Source organism: Amycolatopsis sp. lyj-109 (genome assembly GCF_046548995.1).
In the GTDB taxonomy this organism is placed as follows: domain Bacteria; phylum Actinomycetota; class Actinomycetes; order Mycobacteriales; family Pseudonocardiaceae; genus Amycolatopsis.
This window is the reverse complement of record NZ_JAJPWR010000001.1, coordinates 839,007-860,772: the sequence shown is the minus strand read 5'-3', so window position 1 is coordinate 860,772 and position 21,766 is coordinate 839,007. Positions and strand designations below refer to the sequence as shown.

Annotated in this window: 18 protein-coding genes and 1 pseudogene; 10 read left to right on the top strand and 9 right to left on the bottom strand. The window is 72.2% G+C overall.

The window, feature by feature from the left end; all coding sequences use genetic code 11:
- The first annotated feature begins 5 nt into the window (after positions 1 to 5).
- The 5 genes from ACLJQF_RS03735 to ACLJQF_RS03715 all read left to right on the top strand — a co-directional run bounded on the left by ACLJQF_RS03735 (position 6) and on the right by ACLJQF_RS03715 (position 3,726).
- Positions 6 to 248, top strand: a complete 243-nt coding sequence (locus tag ACLJQF_RS03735; RefSeq protein WP_410606775.1) for an acyl carrier protein — start codon at positions 6 to 8, stop codon at positions 246 to 248.
- Complete coding sequence (locus tag ACLJQF_RS03730; RefSeq protein WP_410606774.1) at positions 245 to 1,045, top strand: enoyl-CoA hydratase-related protein; 801 nt, start codon at positions 245 to 247, stop codon at positions 1,043 to 1,045. Before ACLJQF_RS03735 ends, ACLJQF_RS03730 begins: the two co-directional genes overlap by 4 nt.
- A 30-nt stretch (positions 1,046 to 1,075) precedes the next feature.
- Positions 1,076 to 1,618: a diaminobutyrate acetyltransferase gene (ectA, locus tag ACLJQF_RS03725; protein WP_410606773.1), complete on the top strand. Its 543-nt coding sequence runs from the start codon at positions 1,076 to 1,078 to the stop codon at positions 1,616 to 1,618.
- Positions 1,619 to 1,663: 45 nt separating this feature from the next.
- Positions 1,664 to 2,299: a LysE family translocator gene (locus ACLJQF_RS03720; protein WP_410606772.1), complete on the top strand. Its 636-nt coding sequence runs from the start codon at positions 1,664 to 1,666 to the stop codon at positions 2,297 to 2,299.
- Positions 2,300 to 2,364: 65 nt separating this feature from the next.
- Positions 2,365 to 3,726 (top strand): serine hydrolase domain-containing protein, encoded by a 1,362-nt coding sequence (locus ACLJQF_RS03715; RefSeq protein ID WP_410606771.1) that lies wholly within the window; start codon positions 2,365 to 2,367, stop codon positions 3,724 to 3,726.
- A 172-nt stretch (positions 3,727 to 3,898) separates the two neighbouring features.
- On the opposite strand, the gene ACLJQF_RS03710 is transcribed toward ACLJQF_RS03715, so the two are convergent.
- Both ACLJQF_RS03710 and ACLJQF_RS03705 read right to left on the bottom strand, forming a co-directional pair.
- On the bottom strand, positions 3,899 to 4,036 hold the full coding sequence (locus ACLJQF_RS03710; RefSeq protein ID WP_410606827.1) for a fibronectin type III-like domain-contianing protein: 138 nt from the start codon (positions 4,034 to 4,036) through the stop codon (positions 3,899 to 3,901).
- Positions 4,037 to 4,307: 271 nt separating this feature from the next.
- Positions 4,308 to 5,969: pseudogene (locus ACLJQF_RS03705) on the bottom strand (glycoside hydrolase family 3 N-terminal domain-containing protein); the annotation flags it as partial.
- Positions 5,970 to 6,495: 526 nt separating this feature from the next.
- On the opposite strand from ACLJQF_RS03705, the gene ACLJQF_RS03700 reads away from it, so the two are divergent.
- Positions 6,496 to 6,660 (top strand): RICIN domain-containing protein, encoded by a 165-nt coding sequence (locus ACLJQF_RS03700; RefSeq protein ID WP_410606770.1) that lies wholly within the window; start codon positions 6,496 to 6,498, stop codon positions 6,658 to 6,660.
- Between the two features lie 41 nt (positions 6,661 to 6,701).
- Here the strand turns inward: ACLJQF_RS03700 and ACLJQF_RS03695 are convergent, their stop codons facing one another.
- Together ACLJQF_RS03695 and ACLJQF_RS03690 are read right to left on the bottom strand one after the other, a co-directional pair.
- A complete protein-coding gene (locus tag ACLJQF_RS03695) occupies positions 6,702 to 7,595 on the bottom strand; it encodes a hypothetical protein (RefSeq protein ID WP_410606769.1) in 894 nt (297 codons plus the stop codon).
- Between the two features lie 5 nt (positions 7,596 to 7,600).
- The gene (locus ACLJQF_RS03690) at positions 7,601 to 7,834 is read right to left on the bottom strand and encodes a hypothetical protein (RefSeq protein ID WP_410606768.1); all 234 of its coding nucleotides are present in this window, start codon (positions 7,832 to 7,834) and stop codon (positions 7,601 to 7,603) included.
- Positions 7,835 to 8,725: 891 nt separating this feature from the next.
- Here ACLJQF_RS03690 and ACLJQF_RS03685 point away from each other — a divergent pair.
- Positions 8,726 to 9,709 (top strand): hypothetical protein, encoded by a 984-nt coding sequence (locus ACLJQF_RS03685; RefSeq protein WP_410606767.1) that lies wholly within the window; start codon positions 8,726 to 8,728, stop codon positions 9,707 to 9,709.
- 207 nt (positions 9,710 to 9,916) lie between these two features.
- Here the strand turns inward: ACLJQF_RS03685 and ACLJQF_RS03680 are convergent, their stop codons facing one another.
- Together ACLJQF_RS03680 and ACLJQF_RS03675 are read right to left on the bottom strand one after the other, a co-directional pair.
- Positions 9,917 to 11,152 (bottom strand): glycoside hydrolase family 27 protein, encoded by a 1,236-nt coding sequence (locus tag ACLJQF_RS03680; RefSeq protein WP_410606766.1) that lies wholly within the window; start codon positions 11,150 to 11,152, stop codon positions 9,917 to 9,919.
- A gap of 201 nt (positions 11,153 to 11,353) precedes the next feature.
- Positions 11,354 to 12,577, bottom strand: a complete 1,224-nt coding sequence (locus tag ACLJQF_RS03675) for an ROK family protein (RefSeq protein ID WP_410606765.1) — start codon at positions 12,575 to 12,577, stop codon at positions 11,354 to 11,356.
- Between the two features lie 424 nt (positions 12,578 to 13,001).
- Here ACLJQF_RS03675 and ACLJQF_RS03670 point away from each other — a divergent pair, with 424 nt between their 5' ends.
- The 3 genes from ACLJQF_RS03670 (at position 13,002) to ACLJQF_RS03660 (ending at position 17,473) form a co-directional block, all read left to right on the top strand.
- Positions 13,002 to 14,021: a LacI family DNA-binding transcriptional regulator gene (locus tag ACLJQF_RS03670; RefSeq protein ID WP_410606764.1), complete on the top strand. Its 1,020-nt coding sequence runs from the start codon at positions 13,002 to 13,004 to the stop codon at positions 14,019 to 14,021.
- 335 nt (positions 14,022 to 14,356) lie between these two features.
- The gene (locus ACLJQF_RS03665) at positions 14,357 to 15,238 is read left to right on the top strand and encodes a substrate-binding domain-containing protein (RefSeq protein ID WP_410606763.1); all 882 of its coding nucleotides are present in this window, start codon (positions 14,357 to 14,359) and stop codon (positions 15,236 to 15,238) included.
- Positions 15,239 to 15,457: 219 nt separating this feature from the next.
- A complete protein-coding gene (locus ACLJQF_RS03660; protein ID WP_410606762.1) occupies positions 15,458 to 17,473 on the top strand; it encodes an AMP-binding protein in 2,016 nt (671 codons plus the stop codon).
- Between the two features lie 85 nt (positions 17,474 to 17,558).
- Here ACLJQF_RS03660 and ACLJQF_RS03655 read toward each other — a convergent pair whose 3' ends face one another.
- The 3 genes from ACLJQF_RS03655 to ACLJQF_RS03645 all read right to left on the bottom strand — a co-directional run bounded on the left by ACLJQF_RS03655 (position 17,559) and on the right by ACLJQF_RS03645 (position 21,692).
- Entirely contained in the window at positions 17,559 to 18,977 is a 1,419-nt protein-coding gene (locus ACLJQF_RS03655) for an alpha/beta hydrolase (protein WP_410606761.1), read from the bottom strand.
- Between the two features lie 77 nt (positions 18,978 to 19,054).
- Positions 19,055 to 21,169 carry a HelD family protein gene (locus ACLJQF_RS03650; RefSeq protein ID WP_410606760.1) on the bottom strand — a complete coding sequence of 705 codons (2,115 nt, stop codon included), beginning with the start codon at positions 21,167 to 21,169 and terminating at the stop codon, positions 19,055 to 19,057.
- Between the two features lie 124 nt (positions 21,170 to 21,293).
- Positions 21,294 to 21,692 (bottom strand): histone-like nucleoid-structuring protein Lsr2, encoded by a 399-nt coding sequence (locus ACLJQF_RS03645; protein WP_410606759.1) that lies wholly within the window; start codon positions 21,690 to 21,692, stop codon positions 21,294 to 21,296.
- Positions 21,693 to 21,766 lie beyond the last annotated feature (74 nt).

Below are 21,766 nucleotides of genomic sequence, written 5' to 3'. Positions count from 1 at the left end.
ACGACATGACTGGATCCATTGCGGAGGTGGCGGACCTGCTCGCCCGCCATCTCGACGGGACACCGCCCGCGGGGATCACCGCGGAATCCCGGCTCGAAGACGACCTCGGGCTGAACTCGGCGCAGGTGGTCGATCTGCTTTCGGAGCTGGAAGAACGGTTCGGCTGCGTGGTCGAGGACGAGGACCTCGACACGCTCGAACGCGTCGGCGACCTGGCCGCGATCGTCGACCGGGCGGGCGTCCGGTGAGCGTCGCGCTCGAGGTGCCGGCCGACCCGGCCGCGCAGGAGTGGCGAACCCTGGACGTCACCTGGCCGCCGGGCGGCGACCTGCGAGTGACGATCCGGGGGACCGGCGCGGGCAACGTGCTCGGCGGCACGTTCTGGACCGAGCTGGCCGAGCTCCTGGACCTCGCCGAGGCCACCGACCGGCCGGGCAGCATCGTCCTGGGTGGGCACGGTGCGGTGTTCTCCCGCGGCCTCGACCTGCGCTGGTACGTCACCCGGTTGCGCCGGGCGGCCCGCCGCGGCGGGGACGTGCTCGCCACCGACGCGCGGCGCCTGCAGGCCACGATCACCGCGCTTGCCCGCAGCCGCCGCGCGGTGATCGCGGACATCGACGGCGAGTGCACCGGGGCGGCCCTGGAGCTGGTCTGCGCGTGCGACGTCCGCTACGCCTCGGCCCGGGCCTGGTTTTCGCTGCCGGAAGCCGAGCTGGGGCTGGTCGCGGACCTCGGCGGCCTCCAGCGCCTGCCCCGCCTGCTCGGCGAGGGCCTGGTCCGCGAGCTGGTCCTCGGCGGCGGCCGGATCGGCGCGGCGCGGGCCGAGCGGATCGGCCTGGTCAACGGCGGGACGAGCGAGCTGACGGCGTTTTCGGGCCGCGTGCGAGCCCAGCCCGGCGCGGTGCTGGCGCAGCTCAAGCGCGAACTCGACGCACCCCATGAGGGCAGCCTGGCGACCGGCCTGGACCGGGCGGTCCGCTGGAACACCGAACACGCCCTGGTCGGCCTGGCGACGCGGATGACCGTCCGCCTCGGCGGTCGTTGACCAAGCCCGAATTCGAAGAGGTGACCCCCCATGTCCACCACGCACGACATCCGCACCCCGGCGCTGCCCGGCATCCGGCTGCGCCCGCCCACGATCGCCGACGCGGCCGCGATCCACGACCTCGTCGTGCGGTCTCCGCCGCTCGACGTCAACTCGCTCTACGCCTACCTGATCTGGTGCCGCGACTTCGCCGCGACGTCCGTCGTCGCCCTGGACGAAGACCGGCTCGCCGGGTTCGTGACCGGCTACCGGCCGCCGCGGGATCCGGACACCTACTTCGCCTGGCAGTCGGCGGTCGATCCGGCGCTGACCCGGCCCGGGTTGGCCTTCGCGATGATGACCGAGGTGGCCGGCCGCGCCAGGCGCGCCGGCGCCCGCTGGTTCGAAACGACCGTCAACCCCGGCAACCGGGCGGTCATCATGCTGATCCGCAAGCTCGCCCGCCACCACGGCGGCACCCCCGAGGTCTCGACGCTGTTCGAGAGCGCCGACCTCGGCGGCGCGCACGACCCGGAGGTGCGCTACCGGTTCCCGCTCGCCGAAACCGGGATTGAGATCCGCGAAGGTGGGTAACCGATTACGGAACGTATCGAGTTCGATACCGGGGGAGGGTGGAACATGAGCACCGGGGTGTTGCTGGCGTTCGCCGGGGTCGTCATGGTGGCCTACATCGTGCCCGGCCCGGACTGGATGGTCGTCCTCCGTGCCTCCGCCCGGGCCTGGCGCTACGGGTTCCTCGCCGCGGCCGGGGTGCAGTGCGGCCTGTGCGTGCACATGGCCGCCGCCGCGCTGGGGGTGTCCACCGCACTGCTGCACAGCCCGGTCGCGTTCACCGTCCTCAAGCTCGTCGGTGCCGCCTACCTGGTCTTCCTCGGGGCCCAGGCGCTGTGGCAGTCGTGGCGGCGCCGGGGTGACCAGGAGGCCGAGCCGCCGCCCGAGGAGACGGAGACCGAGCTCCGTCCGGTGCGAGTGTTCCGCCAGGCCTTCCTCGCCAACGTCCTCAACCCGAAGGCGGCGCTGTTCTTCGTCAGCGTCCTGCCGCAGTTCCTCGACCCGGCGGGCCCGGCCGCCGCGCAGGTGCTCGTGCTGGGCACGCTCGACATCGCCCTCGGCGTCGTGTGGTGGGCGCTGTTCGTGCTGCTCACCGCCCGGCTGTCCGGCCTGATGCGCCGCAGCGGTCCCCGCAAGGCCCTCGACCGGGTGACGGGCACCGCGCTCGTCGGCCTCGGGGTGACGCTGGTCGCGACCAGCTGACTTCGCACTCGGCGCTCAAGAAACGGGCGCGGTTCCCTGTTCGCCGTGCACTGAGGGGTGGTCCCGTGACCGAAGTCGTCCGCCGCGCGTTGCGGCGGTTCCGCCGGAAACACGACGTCCCCGGCGTCGTCGTGTGCACCTTCACCGCCGCCGGGCCCGACGTCGCCGTCGCCGACGGGGTGACCAGCGCCGAGACGCAGCACGCGATGACCCCGGACACCGTGTTCCGGATCTATTCGGTCGCGAAGTTCGTCACCGCCACGATGATCGTGTCCCTCGCCGCCGACGGCGTCCTCGACCTCGACGCGCCCATCGACGGCTCCCTGGGCGGCCTGCGCCGCCGCACCGGGACCGGCAGCGACGGCACCACGCTGCGCCACCTGCTGAGCCACCGGTCCGGGCTGCTCCCGGACGCCGTGCTGCACGACGGGCTGAGCCGGGATCCCGGCGGGCTCGCGGCTTCGGTGCGCCACGACTACGCCCGGACGCCCGTGCTGGCGCGGGCGGGCGAGTTCTACGGGTTCAGCAACCTGGGCGTCAGCCTGGCCGGGCTCGTCGCGCAGGAGGTGACCGGCCTGCCCTTCGCCGAGATCGTCCGGCAGCGTGTGTTCGACCCGCTCGGCATGGTGCACAGCACCCACGACCCGGCGGTGGCGATGACCTTCCCGCTCGCCCAGCACCACCTGCCCGGCGAGGCCGGGCTGCGCGTCGACCACGGCGCCAAGGCCGGGGCCAAGCACGAGCCGTCGTCGCTGTGCTACGCGACCGCACTCGACCTGGCCCGGCTCGGGGCGCACCACCTCCGCGCCCGGGCCGAGCTCGCGCAGATGCACCTCCCGCACGCGGATCCGCGGCTGGACGTCGACCTGCGCTACGGGCTCGGCTGCTCGCTTTCGCCCCCCGTGCAGGGCATCCGCCAGATCGGCCACGAGGGGTTCTTCGGCGGGATGTGGGCGAAGCTCGTCGTCGACCCCGCCGCCGGCCGCGGGGTGGTGTGGCTGGACAACCGCGGCGAAGAGCTGCGCGAAGAGCGTTATCGGCTGCTCCGCGAGCTGTTCGACGGGCTCGGCCGCACCGACGCGGCCGGTGGCGCGCTCGGGCTCGCCGTCGAGACGGAAGCCGTGCACGGCGAGTACGTCCGGACGGGGGCGCCGCCGCTGACGGTGACCGGCCGCTCGGAGCTGGAGCTGACGGCCGACCGCGATCGCGCCGTGCTGGTCCCGCACCAGCGTGCGGTGTGGCGCAGTGCCGATCGCCACGGCCCGGGCGCACCGCCGTGGGGGCCGCACGCCGGCACCGACCGGATCGTCCTCGGGGCGACGGCGTGGCGTGACGGGTCCGTGCCGGTGGTGCACCTCAACGGCCTGCCGTACGTGCGGCGGGAGTGGGGAAAGCGCTTGCGGACCCGCGCTTCCGCCGTCGGCTGAGCGGGTTCAGACCACGGTGCAGCTGACGTTGCGCGCCGCAGATTCGCCGGTGCTCACCACCCGAGCGCCCCAATGTGGCCTTCGGTGCGTCAGACGCACCGAAGGCCGCCTTGGGTGCGTGAGACGCAACCAAGGCCGCCTTGGGGCGCTTGAATCGAGACGGTGGGTAGGTTCAGGTCACGGTGAAGCTCGCCGACAGCGTGGCCGCCGAGCTGGTGCCGACGTAGACCTCGATCGTGCCCGGCTCGACGCGGAACCGGGCGGTGTTGTCGTAGAACCCGACGTCGTCCGGGGTGAGGGTGAACGACACCGTCGTCGACGCGCCCGCGGCCAGCGTCACCCGCCGGAAGCCGCCGCACCGGCTGGACGATGCTCGCGACCGGGTCGCGCAGGTAGAGCTGGACGACCTCGTCGCCGGCCCGGCCGCCGGTGTTGGTGACGGTGGCGCCGACGTCGATCCGGCCGCCGCGCGCCGGCAGCCGCGTGCCCGAAAGCCGCAGGCCGTCGACGCGGAACGTGGTGTAGGACAGGCCGTGGCCGAACTCGTAGAGCGGCCCGCTCGCCAGGTCCAGGTACTTGGACGTGTACTTGTTGGCCGGATCGGCGGGGCGTCCGGTGTTCTCGTGGTTGTAGTAGATCGGGATCTGGCCGACCGCGCGCGGGAAGCTCACCGGCAGCTTGCCGCCCGGGTTCACCACGCCGAAGAGGACGTCCGCGATCGCGTGGCCGCCCTGCACACCCGGCGCCCACGCCTCGAGGATGGCGGGGGCGTTCTCGTGCAGGTACGGGATCGTCAGCGGGCGGCCGTTGACGAGCACGACCACGAACGGCTTCCCGGTCTCCTTGATCGCGGCCACCAGTTGCTGCTGCACGCCGGGAAGGTCGATGACGCTGCGCGCCGCCGCTTCCCCGCTCATCGCGGCGGTTTCGCCGACCACCACGACCGTGACGTCGGCGGCGCGCGCCGCCTGCTGCGCGGCGGCGAACCCGCCGGTGTCCGTCCCGTCGACCGTGCAGCCGGGGGTGTAGCTCACGGTGGCGCCGGGGGCCGCGGCCTTGATCCCGTCGACGACGGTCACCGGCGGCGTCGTCCCGGCGCCGGTGCCCAGGCCGGCCCAGGTGCCGTTGAGGTCGTAGGTCGCCGCGCCGAGCGGTCCGACGACGGCGATCGAGCCGGCGGTTTTCGCCAGCGGCAGCACCGGTCCGTCGTTCTTGAGCAGCACCATGCACCGCGCGGCCGCCTGCCGCGACGCGGCGAGCGCGGCCGGTGAAGGCGCTTTCACTTCGGCCGCTTCGTCGACGTAGGGGCGTTCGAACAGGCCGAGCCGGACCTTGACGAGCAGGATCCGGCGGACGGCGTCGTCGAGCTGGTCGCGGGTGATCCGGCGCTCGGCCAGCAGCCGTTCGGCGAAGCGCGCGTAGTTCGTGCTGACCATCTCCATGTCGACACCGGCCGGGAGCGCGGCCGCCGCGGCGTCGGCGCCGTCGCCGGCCAGGCCGTGCAGGATCAGTTCCTCGATACCGGTGTAGTCGCTGACGACGAAGCCGCGGAAGCCGTAGGCGCCCTTGAGGACGTCGTGCAGGACGTAACCGTTGCCGTGGGCCGGTATGCCGCTGACGGTGTTGAAGCTCGCCATCACGGTGGCGACGCCCGCTTCGACGCTGGCCTTGAACGGCGGCAGGTAGAGGTTGTGCAGGCGTTGCAGCGAGACGTCCACGGTGTTGTAGTCACGCCCGCCTTCGGCCCCGCCGTAGGCGACGAAGTGCTTGGCACAGGCGGCAACCCGGTCCGGCGCGGAGTAGTCGTTCCCCTGGTAGCCCCGCACCTTGGCGACGGCGAACTGCGTCGCCAGGTAGGGGTCTTCGCCGTACCCTTCGGCAATCCGGCCCCACCGCGGCTCGTGGGTGACGTCCATCATCGGCGCGTAGGTCCAGTGGATCCCGCTGCTGCGCGCTTCCTTGGCCGAGACGGCGGCGTCGGTCCCCGCGACGGCGGGGTCGAAACTCGCGCCCTGGGCGAGCGGGATCGGGAAGTTGGTGGTGTAGCCGTGGATGACGTCGAGGCCGAAGATGAGCGGGATCTTGAGCCGGGTCTGCTCGACGGCGATGCGTTGCAGGGCATTGAGTTTCGCGGCACCGACGACGGAGAAGACCCCGCCGAGCCGGCCGCCGGCCAGGGCCGCGCGGGCGGCGGTTTCGTCGCCGAGGAGCTGGAGCTGGCCGATCTTCTCGGCGAGGGTCATCTGCTGGAGCAAGGCTTCGACGCGGCGGTCCCGTTCGGGTCGCCCGGTCGGTGCTGCGGCTGCCGCGGGGGCGAGCAGCCCCGCGGAGGCAACGGAACCGGCGAGGCCGGCGAGCACCCGGCGCCGGTTCACCCCGCCCGCGGCCGAAGTTTCGTGAGGCACCTGCATGGCGGGGACCCTTTCAGGAGGCGGCAAGCGGTGGCGAACTCCTCTGACCGGTCAGGCGGGCCCAGCCTAGCCCCGGGACGGCGGTGCTGCCGGTTCACGCGATCGCCCGCTGCGGGCCGGGGAGACCGCGGCCGGCAGCTTTCCCCGATCCGGGCGTGCCCGGACCCGACGAGATCGGTTGCCTGGGCGAGGAAAGCGCTCACGGCATCGCGGCCCGGACGAGCGCGGCACTTCGCCGCGGCGAACGGCGGCTACCGGATCGTGAACGCGAAGTCGGGCCTGGCACTGACCGACACGCACCCCGGCGGACAGCGAGACGATCACCCAGACCGCCGTCGACCCGGGTAACGCGCAGCAGGTGTGGACGCTGGTGTCGAGCGGGGACCGGACGCTGATCAAGAACGTGGGCAGCGGCCGGTTCGTCACGATCACGAACGGGTCGCCGTCGAACCTGGCGAAGGCGGTTTCCTGGAAGGAGATCGACACGCCGGACCAGTTCTGGACGGTGCGCCGGGTCAACTGAGCCGTCCCGTGGGTGGCGCCCGCCGCGCCACCCACGGGTGATCAAGTCAGCAGCTCCAGCAGGATGCGCCGGGCGTGGGCGAGCCCGGGGGCGTCGGGACTGCCGATGTCGCGGGCGGTCTGCTCGGCGCGCGCGAGGGTGGCGAGCGCGGTGTGGACGAGCGGGTCGTAGCCGGCGCGGGCGGCGAGCACCGGCGCACCGGGTGGCGGGTGCACGACATGGCGCCACACCTGCAGGGTCTCGGCCGTGCGCCGGCGGACCCGCTCGTCGCCTGCGGTGGTGCCGGCCAGTTCGGCGTAGAGCACCGCCAGCAGTGTGGCGACGACCGCTTCGCTGGTCGGCGGTTTGTGGTTGCGCAGGTTTTCCGACAGGGTGCTCCGGCAGGAAACGGCCTTGTGGTCCAGCTTGCGGGTGTGGTCCTCGATCGCCCGGTAGGTCAGCCCGGTTTCTTCGACGAGGGCCTTGAGGTAGCGGGCGAAGTCCGACCGGCTGGTGATCTGCCGCAGCCGTGGCGGCGGCGGTTCGGCCCGGGGCCGCCGGGTGAGCCGCGCCGGCAGGCGCAACCGTGGGACCGTCGGCGGATCGGCCGGCTCCGGCGGCGGGGCGACGGCCGTGGGGTGCGCAACCGAGGCGAGGTCGAGCCGGCCGCGGGCCGGCGGGTCGAGGACGCCGTCGCCGTCGTCCTGTTCGGCCTTGGCCGCCAGGAACCGGGCGAACACAACCTTGGCTTCGGCTTCACCGGCGCCGCAGGCCTGCACGATGCCGCGGTAGACGGGCCAGGCGAGCAGCCGTGGCGACGTGGGGTCGCACGCGGCCTGCAACACGCTGGGTTGTACGTCGGGCATGGTGGAGATGACCGCGAACAGGTTGCTGTCGACTGGAAACGACGCCATCGCCTCGTGGAGGGCCCGCAGCGCGGGGCCCGGCGTGGCCATCGACGTCACCGGCGCCGCCCCGGCCGGGCGAGGTGACGAGCCGGGTGGTTCTGCTCACGTGCGGCGGCGAGCACGGTCAGGCTCAGCGCCACCGCGCTGCCCGGGTCCAGCCCGCGGACCATGAGCAGTGCCGCGAACGTCATCGCAGCCAGGGTGAGCAGTGGTTGGTGCAGGCCCAGCGTGCGGCAGCGCCGGCGGGGCGCGCCGAGGAACGGGTTTGGCGGGACCCAGGAGGTCATGATCTGCCCAATCTCGATGTGTCAGTGCGGGTGAGCACGCCGACGGGAAGGCGCCATGACCGTCCGCGGGGCAACGCGGTTTCGACGGCTCTGCGCACATTCCGGCGGCGTTCTGAGTTGTGTTGATCGAACACGAAGAATCGGGTCCTGCACAAGCAGGAAGGTGTCCGGATCTGTCCGGCCCGTAACGGCTGGAAAACCGGCGGAAACCTACCGCGGCGGCGCCGTGATGTGGATCACGTGCCGTTTTATGTGCCCCGGCGCCGCCGGGCGGGGTTTTCGCTGGTCAGGTCCACTTGGGTCAAAAAGGTGACAGACTGTGGCATTCGAGCCCTGTCCGGTGCCCCGGACGGCGTCTGGTCAGGCGGACATCGGGGGCCCTAGATTCGAGTCCGCGTCGCCAGATGTGGATCTCCGTGTCGTCCGACGTCAACTCGATGCTCGTCCGGCGGGTGGGAATCGAGGGCCGGGCACTGGAGCGCCCTGGGCAAAGGGATCTCCGGCCGCCCGGCCGTTTCCGCATTTCACCCCTGGTCCGGCCGAGCGCCGTCCGGGTGTCCTGTCGCCGCTCCGGACTATATCGGCTGCGCGGCGCGGCAAGTGACCGGCAAGTGGCCGTCCGAAGATCGGCAATGGATTTCTGTTCCTGTTCGGCGGGGGCTACGTGCGGTAGTCGCCTCGGGGGAGTATCTTGTCTCAATTCACTGGATACGGTTGTCCTTCCGGCGGGGCGACCACCTGGGGTCACGGCTCTTCGCGAGCCGGACGTGTGCCGTTCCACCGCGGCGAAGATCCATAATTGAATCTCTCCTTGATCGCAGCCGGGCGAGGGGCGCGGAAAATGGGGATCCGGCCTGGGGGAGCATGACCCTGGAGTGCGAGGAAAGTGTCATGACGAACCCGGTCGCCGGGTTTCCCCTGGTGCGTGCGGACTGCTCGAACCGCAAGCGAGGCCAGTCCGCGTTGAGCAGGCTGCCGCACACCGATGCGTTCACCAACCATCGCGTCCTCGGCGTCGCGGACCGGATGCTGATCCTGTTCCTGCTGGTCGTCCTGGCCGATGAGCACGGGCGGCTGACCACGCTGCACCGGCGGCTGGCCGTCGCCGCCGCGCGCGACCCGGAACACTGGGCTGCCGGACGGCCGGCGGACAAGCTGCCGAACTCGACCGCGAAATGGCTTGGCAAGGCCGCCGTCCGGCGTCCGCCGTGGCATCGGATCGAGGAGTTCCTGCGGTTGCAAGTGCCGCCGCAGTACCTGCAGCCGGTCCGGGCGGCCGCGGCGGGACTGTTCTGCAAGGCCGACGGCAGGGAGCGCCCGGCCCCGGACTTCGCCGGGCCGGTTCATTTGCCGTTGTGGGCCCGGCACACGCGGGCGACCACCGAAGCGATCATCGCCGACGTGACGGCCATGCTGGCCGGCGGTGTGGAGGTGGGTGAGGTGCCGGCAAGCACGGATGAGCCGTCCGCCGTCCGCGCTGTCCGTGCCGAGCTCGAGAAGACGAAGATCGTCCTCAGTCAGGTCCTGCGGGAGTACATGCAGCTCCAGCACGCCCACGACAAGCTGCGCGAGGAGGCAGACTACTGGGAAGGTTCGGTCACCGCACAGGGCGAGCAGTTCGTCGAGCACCACCAGCAGCGGCAACAGCTGAGGCTGGTCAACCGGAAGTTCCAGGCGCTGCGCCTGCTGCACATCGACCTGCTGGTGAAGCTGCACCCGGGCCTGTCCGTCACGGGCGCCGAGTCGATGCTCGAGGAGCAGCTGAAACCGGCCGCCGTCCCGGGCCTGCGCCCGGACTGGGAGTTCACCCGTTCCACGCTCACCGCCGAGGAGCCGCGCGATCAGGCCGAAGGCACCGCGGTGGCGGCACAGTGAGCCGTGGTGTCGCGGCCGATCAGCTGCCGCTGAACGTGCCGGGGCCGGTTACCGGCCGTGTGGAGGAAACTTGCCGCCGGTGCGTGGAACACGGCTGGTATCGCGGCCGAACAGCTGCCGCTGAACATGCCGGGGGCCTGATTACCCGGCCCCGCGCGAGGAACACCTGCCGCCCATGGGCGGAAGATGGCCGGCAAGACCGGCACGTCACCCCGCGGTCACCGTGAGCAGCGCCGCCTGCCCGGCCGGGACGGAAGCCGAATAGCTGCCGGTGTACGTCCCCGCCGAGCGGGCCGCCCACACGTCACGCACCTGCGCCGGCCCGCTCAACCCCAGCGCGGCCCAGCCGGCGGTGATCGTCGCCGTCGAGCCGCCCCGGTTGAGCAGGACCACCGCCCGGCGGCCGGTGCCCGAGAGCACCTTGCTGTACACCTGGTGCCCGGCCCGGTCGTCCGCCACCACCGTTCCCTGCCTGCCCAGCGGGTCCTGGTCGATCGCGATCACCTCGCGGTTGGTCAGCACCGCCTTGGTGTCGGCGGACATCGTCGCCAGGTTGTTTCCCGCCAGCAACGGCGCTCCGGACACCGCCCACAGCGCCAGGTGCGTGCGGTTCTGCGCGCCGCCGAAGCCGGGCATGCCGACGACCAGCATGTCGGGGTCGTTGTAGTGCCCCGGGGTCTGTGCCGACGGGTGCTGGGCCGCGTCGAAGTTCGCCAGGACGCGGCTCATCGACGCCTGCTGGCCGTAGTAGATGATGTCCTGGCTGGTGCGCCACAGGTTCGAGATGGCGGGCGCCCAGTTCCACGGCGCCCCGCTGCCCCATTCGCACACCGACAGGACCATCGGGCGCCCGGTCTGCGCGGTCGCCCGGTCGATGGCCGCGCTGATCGACTGGTACGTGCGGGCCTGGTCGAGGTGCTCGGCGCTGCCGCCGCACCAGTCGACCTTGACGTAGTCGAAGCCCCAGCGGGAAAACTGCAGGAAGTCCTGGTCGTAGTGCCCCTCGCTGCCGCTGTTCGGCGCGGCCGGGCGGCCGGTCGGGTAGTAGTAGCCGCAGCCGTTCTTGCCCGCGTCCGTGTAGATGCCCGCCTTGAGGCCCTTGCCGTGCAGGTAGTCCGCGATGGCCTTCATACCGCCCGGCCACTCGGCGGTGTCGACCGTGATGTTCCCCGACGCGTCGCGCGTGCCCTGCCACCAGCCCTCGTCGATGTTGACGTAGGTGTAGCCGGCGTCCCGCATGCCCGACGACACCAGGGCGTCCGCCTGCGCCCTGATCACGCTCGCGGTGATCTTCGCCGCGAACGTGTTCCACGACGCCCACCCCATCGGCGGCGCCGAGATCGGGGCGGCCGCGGCGGCGGGCGCCGCCGGCAGCACGGCCGAGGCGGTGACCGCCAGTGCGCAGGCCAGGATCCGGCCCCGGCCGGGTGCGGCGTTTCCCATTCGGCTGACTCCTGTCGAAACCGTTGCGGTCGTGAGGAGAACGTGGCCGCTCGCCGCGGTGCTTGTCCAGCCCGCGGCGGACGTGAAGCGACGGCACGGGAACCCGGGCAACCCGCCGGGACCTGCGCCAGGGCTTGCGGTGACCGCGTGTCCGGCGGGCCACCGCACCACCCGGGCGGCCCAGTGCGAAGGGTGAAACTTTCAGCGCGAGGCCGCCGCCACGGCGCGGGCGCGGTCGGCGAGCCGGGCGGTGGCGTGCAGGACCGTCACGACCGAGCCGAGCGCGACCGCGCGGTCCCCCAGCTGTCCTTTGCAGACGGTCACCTGCGCGCCGGCGAAGGGGAGCGCGTCGCGCAGGAGGGCGCTGCGCAGCGGTGGGAGGAGGATTTCGTAGGCGGCGGCCAGTTCCCCGCCGATGATCACCCGGTCCGGGTTGACCAGGTTGCCCAGGACGGCGATGGCGGTGCCGAGACGGTGTCCCGCGTCGGTCAGGACCCGGACGCAGGCGCGGTCGCCCGCGACGGCGTGCCGGATCAGGTCGCCGGGCGCCAGTCCGGTGCCGTGGCGGGCCCGCAGCTGGTCCAGCAGCGCCGGCAGGCTGACGTAGGTTTCGAGGCAGCCCCGGTTGCCGCAGCGGCAGATCCGCCCGGTCGGGTCGACGGTCATGTGCCCGAACTCCGCCGCCGTGCCGCAGGAGCCGCGGAACAGCCTGCCGCCCAGCACGAACCCGGCGCCGACGCCGGTGCCGAGCTTGATGTAGACGGCGACCTGGGCGCCCCGGCCCGCACCCCAGGTCACTTCGGCCAGCGCGCCGAGGTTGCCGACGTTGTCGACGATCACCGGCAGGCCGAGCAGGGCGCCGAGTTCCTCGGCCGGGCGCAGTCCGACCCAGCTCGGCGCGATGCTCGACGAGCCGACCGTGCCGGTCAGCGTGTTGACCGGGCCGGGCAGCCCGGCGCCCACGCCGATCACCTTGCCGGCCTTGACACCCGCCGCGGCGAGCGCGTCCCGCGCCAGCGCGGCCGCGATCCGCAGCGAGTCGCGGGCGTCGTGGTCGCGATCGAGCGGGCGGAGCAGCTCGGTGAGCACCGTGTGCGCCAGATCGGCGACGATCACGCGGATGTGCGTGTGCCCGAAGTCGATGCCGACGACCGCGCCGGCAGCGGGGTTGAGCGTGAGCAGGGTGCCCGGCCGGCCCTGTTTCGGCGGCCCGCCGGGGTCCGGGCTGCCGCTCTCCACGATCAGGCCGTCCTGGTACAGGGCGCCGACGACGTTCGACACCGTCGCCCGCGACACGTCCAGCAAGCGGGCGATGTCCGCGCGGGTCAGGGGGCCGCGGGTGCGCAGGAGCTCGACGACCCGTTCGTGGTTCCCCGGCCGCGCCGCCGGACGCTGTGTCGCCACACCCGAGATGTACCCGGTCACCACCGAAACGACAAGAGCTGAACTTATTCGACGGTATTCGACGAGGAGTCACGACTTTTCGGGCAATTTTGTTCATCCGGTTGACACATTGGGTCGGGTGGTTCCAACATCAATGCTGCCGAGCAGGCGGTCAAAAGATCACCGGATGTGCCGGTGGTGGCCGCGGCTCACCCGTTCGAACCACTCTCGCCCAAGGATGTGCGGATGTGATCAAGAACCGGTACCCCGGCCCTCGTCGCGCCGACCCCCGTTAGCCCGTGGTGAACGCGGAGACCACCGAAACCCGATCGGTGGCCCGGATCGCTTTCCCGGAAATGTTAGCGTTAACACTCAGCTCGGCTCTCCGGGAATTGGGTCCGTGCCGCGTCGCGGTTTCCCGGCGGAAGTTGCGCTCCCGGTACGTGCTGTCCCCACGGAGGTGACCATGACCGTTCTCGACTTTTCCGATCCGCGGCCCACCCTGGCCGACGTGGCCCGCGCCGCCGGCGTCTCGTCGGCGACGGCGTCGCGGGTGCTCAACGGATTCCCGCAGGTGCGCGACCAGACCCGGCGCCAGGTCGAACAGGCCGTGCGCGCCCTCGGCTACGTCCGGCAGCGGGCCCGCGCGGAGGAGGGGCAGCGGACGGGCACGGTCGCCGTCGTGCTGTGCGAAGACGGCCTGCGGCTGTTCTCCGACCCGTTCTTCGGCCGCATCATGAACGGGATCAACCGGGAGTTCACCGCGGCGGGTGTGCAGGTCGTGGTGCTGATGATGCAGGCGGCGGCCCAGGCCACCACCTTCCGGTACCTGGGCGGCGGCCACGTCGACGGGGCCCTGTTCGTGAGCACGCACGCGCGGTACACGACGGCGTTGTCCCGGGCGGACTTCCCGGTCGTCAGCGCCGGCCGGCCGATGGTCCCCGACCCCGCCCGGTACACCTACGTGGACGTCGACAACCGCGGGGGCGCGGAGGCGGCCGTGCGGCACCTCCAGGCCACCGGGCGGCAGCGGATCGCGACCGTCGCCGGCCCGAAGGACATGGCGCCGGGGCGGGACCGGCTCGCCGGTTACGTCGCCGCCATCTCCGGATCGGGCGTCGTCGACCCGGGATCGGTGGCCCACGGCGATTTCGGGCAGGCGTCCGGCGAACACGCGATGCGGCAGCTGCTCGACCGCAGGCCCGGCCTGGACGCGGTGTTCGTGGCCTCCGACGTGATGGCGGTGGGCGTGCTGCGCGCCCTCCGCCGCGCCGGCCGCCGGGTTCCCGACGACGTCGCGGTCATCGGCTTCGACAACCTGCCGATCTCGCGCACCACCGATCCGCCCCTGACGACGGTGAGCCAGCCGGTCGAGGCGCTCGGCGCCCGGTCGGCCGGGGAGCTGCTCGCGGCGATCGGGGGGACGGCCCGGCAGCCACGGCGCGTCGTGCTGGGTACCACGCTCGTGGTGCGGGAATCCGCCTGACCGGCGCCCGGCCCCGAGGTCTTGAATGACTCATTCAGGACCTCCGAGGTCCTGAATGAGTCATTCAAGACCTCCGTAGTCGCTGCCGGGGCCCGCTTGTTACTGAGCGGTCGCTTAGTGACCTTGTTCACCACGCGCCCGGATCGGTCGTCGCTCGCCGGGATCTTGGGCGGGACAGGTGCCCAGGTGGGAGCCATTTCCGCCAGGGGATGGCGGTTGGTTGACGAGCGTCGCGAACGGTGGTGTTGCCGACGTCAAGGTGAACATTTCCGGTCGCTGTGGTGACCTCGACGTAACAAGGCCGTCGGGTGAGTTCTCGGAGAGGGGTGGGCAGCGTGCAGAAGCAGACGACAGGGGATCCCTGTGGTGGCACGGCCGTCGTGCTGCCGGACCCGGCGCGCTCGATCGGCGTGCTCATCTCGACACTGGCCACGCTCGGCAACAGCCGGACGCTCGACGGCATCGCGCGGGCGGCCGCGGCCGAGGGGTACGCGATCAAGCTCATGCCGCTGGGCAAACCGACCCGCCACGCGGTCATCGACGCCTTCCGGGAACTGCGGAACCACGACGTCGACGGTTTGGTCGTCCTGGTCGAGGAATACGACCTGGATTGGCCGGGCATCGTTTTCCCGCAGGACATCCCGGTGGTGGTCGTCGATTCGAACGCCCGCGCCGGGTATCCGACGGTGGACACCGATCAGGCGCAGGGTGCGGTGCTCGCGACCGAGCACCTGCTCAAGCTCGGTCACGAAACCGTCTGGCACATCGCGGGCCCGATGGATTCCTTCGCCGCCGAACACCGGGAACGGGCCTGGCGGCGGACGCTGACACGGTTCGACCGCGCGGCGCCGGTGCCGGTGGTCGGGGACTGGACGGCGGAATCGGGCTACACGCTCGGCCGGGTGCTGGCCCACGACCCGGCGGTCACCGCGGTCTTCGCGGCCAACGACCAGATGGCGCTGGGCCTGTTGCGGGCGGTGCACGAATCCGGCCGTTCGGTGCCGGGCGAAGTCAGCGTCGTCGGGTTCGACGACATGGCCGAAGCCGCAAGCTTCTGGCCGCCGTTGACCACAGTCCGGCAGTCGTTCGCCGAACTGGGCAGCCAGGTGGTGCGGACGGTGCTCGGCGAGGTCAGGTCGGGGATCCGGGCGGCGACGCTCGAACGGGTTCCGGTGTCGCTGGTGGTCCGGGGCAGCACCGGCCCGCCGCCGTGGTGATCCGCGCCGCGTGAGAAACGCGTGAAGCGTTCCGCAGTTCGCTGGTTTTTGCGCGCCCTTCGCGATTGAATACATCGAATCGTGGGACCGTGTGTTGACACGACCGTCGGCGCAAACGGATGCTCGGCGTACCGGCCGAAAGGCCGAACCCCCGGATCGACAAAAGGGAGAAAGCCGAGTCATGACCACCGTGCCGGCGATACCTCCCGTCGTGTCCTGATGGAGCCGGAACTCCTCGAGATCACCGTCACGGTGCCGCACACCCCCGCGGCGGTGTGGACGATCGTGGGCAGTCCGCAGCTCTACCCGCGGTTCGTCCGCGGGATCACCTCGTGCGAGCCGGTTTCCGAGGCGACCGGCCGGGGCGCCCGCTACCGGTACCGCGCCGGCGGCGAAGGCGAGGCCGAGATCTTCGTCCACCGCCGGGACGAGCACCTGGCCTGGTCCGGCCGGCAGCACCGGATGTCCGTCGTGCTGCGCCCGGTGTCCGAAGGCTGCGCGATCACCATCCTGCTCACCCTGCTCGACGGCCGGTCGCCCGCGGTCCCGCGGATCCGGCAGCGGATCCTGGACGCGGTCGCGGCGGTCAGCGACCACCTCGGCGGTGTCCCCGCGGCGGATTCGCTGCCGCCCCGCCCGTCGAAGCGGGAGTTGGTGCGGATCCTCGTCAAGGCCGGCGTCCTCACCCCGGCCCAGCCCACCGGGACGCTGCGGCAGCTGAGGTCGGTGGGCCGCTGGGGCTCGACCCTGGCCGGTGGCTACGAGGCGGTGGCGCGCCGCGCGCCGGAGTCCCTCGCGTTGTGCGACGAGCGATCCGAGCGGACCTTCGGCGAGGTCGACGACCGCACCACCCGGCTGGCCGGGGTGCTGAAGCGCTACGACATCACGGAGGGGTCGCGGGTACTCCTGATGTGCCGCAACCACAACGCGATGGTCGAGACGATGATCGCCTGCAGCAAGCTCGGTGCGGACGTGGCCCTGATGAACACCGGGCTGGCACTGGGGCAGGCCGCCGAGTTCGCCCTGCGGCACGGCTCCCAGCTCGTGCTCGCCGACGCCGAGTTCGCCGCCCTGCGCGGGCAGCTGCCGCCCGACATCCCCCAGCTGTGGACGTGGCCGCCCGGCAACGGGTGGCACGGGTCGACGATCGAAGAACTGATCGACGCGCAGTCACCCGCCCGGATCGCCCCGCCGGCCAAGCCCGGCCGGCTCGTCGTGCTCACCTCGGGCACGTCCGGCCCGCCGAAGGGCGCGCGCCGCCCGACGCCGAACAACGTCGCGGACGCCGCCGCGGTGCTGTCGGAGATCCCGCTGCGGGCCGGGGAACCGATCCTGGTCGCCGCCCCGCTGTTCCACACCTGGGGTCTCGCCGCGCTCCAGCTCGGCATGGCGCTGCGGGCGGGTCTGGTGCTGCCCCGGCGGTTCGACCCGGAAGCGACCCTGTCGATGATCGAACGGCAGCGGTGCACGGCGTTGTTCGCGGTACCGACGATGCTGCGGCGGCTGCTGGACCTGCCGGAGAAGACGCGGGCCCGCTACGACCTGTCCTCGCTGCGCGTGGTCGCCAGCTCCGGCGCGGGCCTGCCGGGCCGGCTGGGCGAGGAGTTCATGGACGCGTTCGGCGACATCCTCTACAACCTGTACGGCTCGACGGAGGTGTCCTGGGCGGCGATCGCCGGACCGCACGACCTCCGCGCGGCCCGCGGAACGGCGGGCCGCCCCCCGATCGGCACCGCGATCCGCGTCCTCGACCGAGCGGGCGACCCGGTTCCGCCCGGCGCGACGGGCCGCCTCTACGTGGGTAACCGCCTGCTGTTCGACGGGTACACGGAGGGGGAGCAGCTGGACGTCCGCGACGGCCTGATGGACACCGGCGACCTCGGGTACGTCGACGCGAACGGCCTGCTGTTCGTCCAGGGCCGCGAAGACGAGATGATCGTGTCCGGCGGTGAGAACGTGGCCCCGGCCCCGGTGGAGGAAGTCCTGCTGAGCCTGCCGGAGGTCCGCGAGGCGGCGGTGGTCGGCGTCCGCGACGCCAAGTACGGCCAGCGCCTGGCGGCTTATCTGGTGCTGGTGCCGGGCGCGCAGCTGGACGCGGACACCGTGCGCTCGCACGTGCGCGAGCGGCTGGCGCGGTTCGCGGTGCCGCGGGACGTCGTGTTCGTCGACGAGCTGCCGCGCAATGCGACCGGGAAAGTGGTGAAGCGGGCGCTGCGCCGCAACTACCGCTGGTGACCGGACTGCCCTGTCACACTTCCGGTGGCAGTGTCGGGTGTGGACGACGGCACCCGGCCCGGAGGCACCCGAATACCGGTAGCGGTCAGGCCGGGCAGCTGAAGTCGTGCTCCGGTACCGCCGGCGCCAGCAGGTAGCGGTCCACGGCCGACCGGGTGCAGGTGTTCCTGTCGAAGACCCCGTGGCCCGAACCCTCGTACGTCAGCAACGTCGTGTTCGCCGGGGCCTGGCGGTGGATCGCGAGGGCCCAGGCGTACGGGGTCGCCGGGTCGTGGCGGGAGTTCAGCAGGAGGATCCGCGGCGCTCGCGGGATGCTCAGCCGGTGCGGCGGGTTCGACGGCGGGCCCTGGACGCCCAGGCACGCCATCGCTTCGCCGTGGCCCAACGTGCTGCCGCGCATGAGCGGTCCGCGGCGCAGCTCTTCGGCGTGCAGCACCGAGTACTGCGCGAAACTCCGGATCCGGAGATCGAAGTCCTGGCAGACGACGGCCAGCCGGATGGAGTCGTAGTTGTAGGAGAACTGGGCGGTCATCGGCGGATTGCCGGCGGCGGCTTCGGCGATCGCCTGGCCCAGGTCGTCCCAAACCGGGCGGTACATGTCCTTCAGCACCCGGTCGCGCAGTTCGCTCTGCGCCCGTGGTACTCCCGCGGTCATCGCGAGGGCTTTCTCCCAGACGGCGAAGACGTCCTGGCCGTGCAACGCGCAGGTCGTCGTCCGGTCGCACCACGCGGCGAACTGGCGGAACGCGTCGTCCGCGGCGGCGGCCCGGTCGCCGAGGAACCGCCCGAGGCCGGCGCTGTGGTCGATGGAGCTGTCGAGCACCAGCGCCCGCAGCCGGTCCCCGTGCTTTTCGGCGTACTGCTGGCCGAGCAACGTGCCGTAGGAGATGCCGAAGAAGCTGATCCGGGCTTCGCCCAGCGCGCGGCGGACCGCGTCCATGTCCTGGGCGTTGACGCCGGTGTCGGCGTGGTCGAAGACCGGGAGGTTGCGGGCGCGGCAGGCGGAGACCTTTTTCTCGCTGTAGGTCCGCAGCGCCGCGAACTCGGCCGGCCCGGCCGGCTCGTCGCTCGGCGCCCCGCCCGGATCGTCGCATTCGATGAATTCGCTGCGGCCGGTGCCGCGCACGTCGAAGCCCACGACGTCGAACCGGGCCCGGACCTCCGGGCTGAACACGCTCGGCGTCACGGCGAGTTCCGCATTCGACGAGCCGGGGCCGCCGAAATCCGCCAGCAGCACCCCGAGGCGGTGCGCGGAATCCGTGGCGCGGTGCCGGGCCACCGCGAGGGAGATCGACGGCCCGTGCGGAGAACGCCAATCGAGCGGCACCCGCAGTGTGCCGCACTCGCCGTCCGGCGGCGTGGGGTTGTCCGGGTCGGCGGGGCAGGCAGTCCAGACGATCGGGGCCGGCGTCCAGCCGGCGTCGGCCACCGCGGGCGCGGCGTCGGCCACCGCGGGCGCGGCGCCGGTCAGCAGAAGTGCACTCGCCAGAACCGTTCCCCACATCCGAGGCTCCTCCCCGCGACGACCCGGACCCGCTCGACCGTAGGGCTTCCGGGGTCTGGACCACAAGAGCGAATCGGTCAGTGGGAGCGTTCCCGGACGTCGGCCAGCACGGCGGGCGGCGGGCCGGGGTGCACGATCCCGAGGTGCCGTGTCGCGCGGGTCATGGCGACGTAGAGATCGTTGTGCCCCAACGGGCCGGCGAGGATCCCGGCCGGATCGACGACGATCACGGCGTCGAACTCCAGGCCCTTCGCCTGCCCGGGCGTCAGCACCACGACGGGGTCGGTGAGCTCGGGCGGCGTGCGCACCGGCACGGCCGCGGTGATCCGGGCGTGGTGCGCCGCCGGGGTGATGATCGCGAGGCGGCCGTCCCGGTGGGCGGCGGCGATGCCGGCGAGGACACCGGGCAGCTCCGCGAGCGTGGTGCGCCGGCGCCACGGGTGTTCGCCCGCGCGCCGGACGGACCGAGGCGGCCGGAGACCGGGGTGATGGGCGGCGAACAGCGGGACGGTGGCAGCCATGATTTCCGCGGGAGTGCGGTAGTTCACCGTCAGTTGCGCCAGCCGCCAGCGACCGTCCACATGCGACCGCAGACCGTCGTCGGTCCCGGAACTGTCGGTGGCCCCCGGTAAACTGGATACCGGGGGCCGGAGGCCCGCCCACGACGTGGCACCGGCCGGATCGCCGGTCTGGGCGAGGTCGCCGACGACGGTCATCGACCGGGTGGGGCACCGCCGCAGCAGCATCCGCCAGGCCATCTCGGACAGTTCCTGCGCCTCGTCGACGACCACGTGCCCGAACGTCACGCCGCCGAGGTCGCCGAGCACGGCCGCGGCCTCGTCGAGCAGCGGCACGTCCGCCGGGCTCCAGACGTCGCCGGGGATGCCGAGCAGGTCGGCGACCACCTCGGGCGCGGTCAGCGGCGGCCACAGCCCGTCCAGCGCGGCGCCCACCCCGGCGTCGGCCAGCAGCGCGGCCCGCAGCCGGGCCGCGTCGGTCTCGTCGAGCAGCCGCCGCGGGCCGTCGTCCTGACCGGGATCGACGACGACACCGGCGGCGGCCAAGGCGTGCAGGTCGGCCGCGCTCAGCCGGCCGTCGGCACTGCCGCCGTCGAGGGCCTCGCCGGTGTCGGTGAACACGACGTTCTCCATGCGGTCGAGCAGGTCCTGCGCGAGCGAGGCGACGATCCGCTGCTGGAAGACGAGCCGCGCCGGGTTGTGCGGCAATCCCGTGCCCGCCACCGCTTCGACGGCCTCGCGGCAGGTATCCGGGTCCAGCGCCAGCGTTTCCTGCTCGAACGCGATCTCGACCGGCTCGGCGGGCGGGCGTACCCGGGCGCGCACCGCGGCGGCGATCCGGCCGGCCATCTCGGCCCGGCCCTTTGCCACGGCGGTCCCGGGCGGGTCCGTCCGGCCGATCCGGACGCCCGGGTGGAGTTCGGCAACGGTCGACGTCACCACGGCGTGCTCGCCGAGGCCGGGCAGGACCTGCCCGATGTAGGTCAGGAAGACCCGGCTGGGGCCGACGACCAGGACGCCGCGGCCGCGCAGGTGCGGACGGGTGTAGAGCAGGTAGGCCAAGCGGTGCAGCGCGACGGCGGTCTTGCCGGTGCCCGGGCCGCCCTGCACCACCAGGACGCCGGGGTGGTCGTCGCGGACGATCCGGTCCTGCTCGGCCTGCAGCGTGGTGACGACGTCGCGCATCCGCCCGGTGCGCTGCGCGGTCAGCGCCGCCATCAGCGCCCCTTCGCCGACCAGGACTTCACCGACCAGGACTTCGCTGCCCGCCTCGGCGGCCAGCAGTTCGTCGTCGAGGGCGAGGACCACCCGGCCGCGGGTGGTGATCCGCCGCCGGCGCCGCACGCCGTGGTCGTCGGCCATGGTCGCGGTGTAGAACGGCCGGGCCGCGGGTGCGCGCCAGTCGAGCAGCAGCGGCTCGTCGTCGCGGAACAGGCCCAGCCGGCCGACGTGGACGCGGCTGCCGTCCTGCATGTCGAGGCGTCCGAAGCACAGCCCGTCTTCCGCGGCCTCCAGCCGGCGCAATTCCGCTCGCCAGAACGGCGCGGTGGCGGGATCCGCCGCGGCCAGCCGCGCGGAGGCCTGTTCGCGCAGCGTGTCCGCTTCGGCGTACAGGGTGGTCAGATATTGCTGTTCGACGTCGAGTTCGCGATCGGTTTCGTTCTTGGCGGGCACGCCTGAGCTCCCCTTGTCATCCGGTGATCGGTGACATCGAGGGTGCACGGCGATTCGGCCGAGAAACAGTCTTGTTCTTTCCCGCGGCTTCAGCCGGGCCGCGCGGCCCGGCCGTAATCGGGAGTCAGGCGGCGGCTTTCCTGCGCGGAGCGCGCTTGCGCGGGGACGGCGCGGACGATTCCGCCTCGTCGCCGTTCGCCGACTCGTAGGCGGCGACGACTTCGGAGGAGAGGCGGCCCCGCTCGGAGACGTCGAAGCCGTTCGCGTTCGCCCAGGCCCGGATCCGCTGGTTGCGCTCGCGATCGGAGGCGGTGGTCGACTGGCCGGTGGCCACCCGCACCTTGCGGCCGCCGACGCGCCGGCCGGCCCCGATGTAGCGGGCCAGTTCGGTGCGCAGGGCGGATGCGTTCCGGTCCGAAAGGTCGATTTCGAAGGTGACGCCGTCAAGGCTGAACTGGACGGTCTGGGCGGCGGTGCTGCCGTCGATGTCGTCGAGGATCTCGACGGAGACTTTCTGGGCCACTGGGGTGCTCCTCCGGTGTGGATGTGCGCTCGAGAACGCGACAGCACAATGCGCAGCGTTCGCCGCGAAGTGTA

What these genes read in the sequence shown, in the direction of transcription:
- ACLJQF_RS03735 (WP_410606775.1), top strand. Translation starts at nt 6, where the DNA reads ATGACTGGATCCATTGCGGAGGTGGCGGACCTGCTCGCCCGCCATCTC.
- ectA (WP_410606773.1), top strand. Translation starts at nt 1,076, where the DNA reads ATGTCCACCACGCACGACATCCGCACCCCGGCGCTGCCCGGCATCCGG.
- ACLJQF_RS03720 (WP_410606772.1), top strand. Translation starts at nt 1,664, where the DNA reads ATGAGCACCGGGGTGTTGCTGGCGTTCGCCGGGGTCGTCATGGTGGCC.
- ACLJQF_RS03695 (WP_410606769.1), bottom strand. Translation starts at nt 7,595, where the DNA reads ATGGCCACGCCGGGCCCCGCGCTGCGGGCCCTCCACGAGGCGATGGCG.
- ACLJQF_RS03690 (WP_410606768.1), bottom strand. Translation starts at nt 7,834, where the DNA reads ATGACCTCCTGGGTCCCGCCAAACCCGTTCCTCGGCGCGCCCCGCCGG.
- ACLJQF_RS03685 (WP_410606767.1), top strand. Translation starts at nt 8,726, where the DNA reads ATGACGAACCCGGTCGCCGGGTTTCCCCTGGTGCGTGCGGACTGCTCG.
- ACLJQF_RS03680 (WP_410606766.1), bottom strand. Translation starts at nt 11,152, where the DNA reads ATGGGAAACGCCGCACCCGGCCGGGGCCGGATCCTGGCCTGCGCACTG.
- ACLJQF_RS03670 (WP_410606764.1), top strand. Translation starts at nt 13,002, where the DNA reads ATGACCGTTCTCGACTTTTCCGATCCGCGGCCCACCCTGGCCGACGTG.
- ACLJQF_RS03660 (WP_410606762.1), top strand. Translation starts at nt 15,458, where the DNA reads ATGGAGCCGGAACTCCTCGAGATCACCGTCACGGTGCCGCACACCCCC.
- ACLJQF_RS03655 (WP_410606761.1), bottom strand. Translation starts at nt 18,977, where the DNA reads ATGTGGGGAACGGTTCTGGCGAGTGCACTTCTGCTGACCGGCGCCGCG.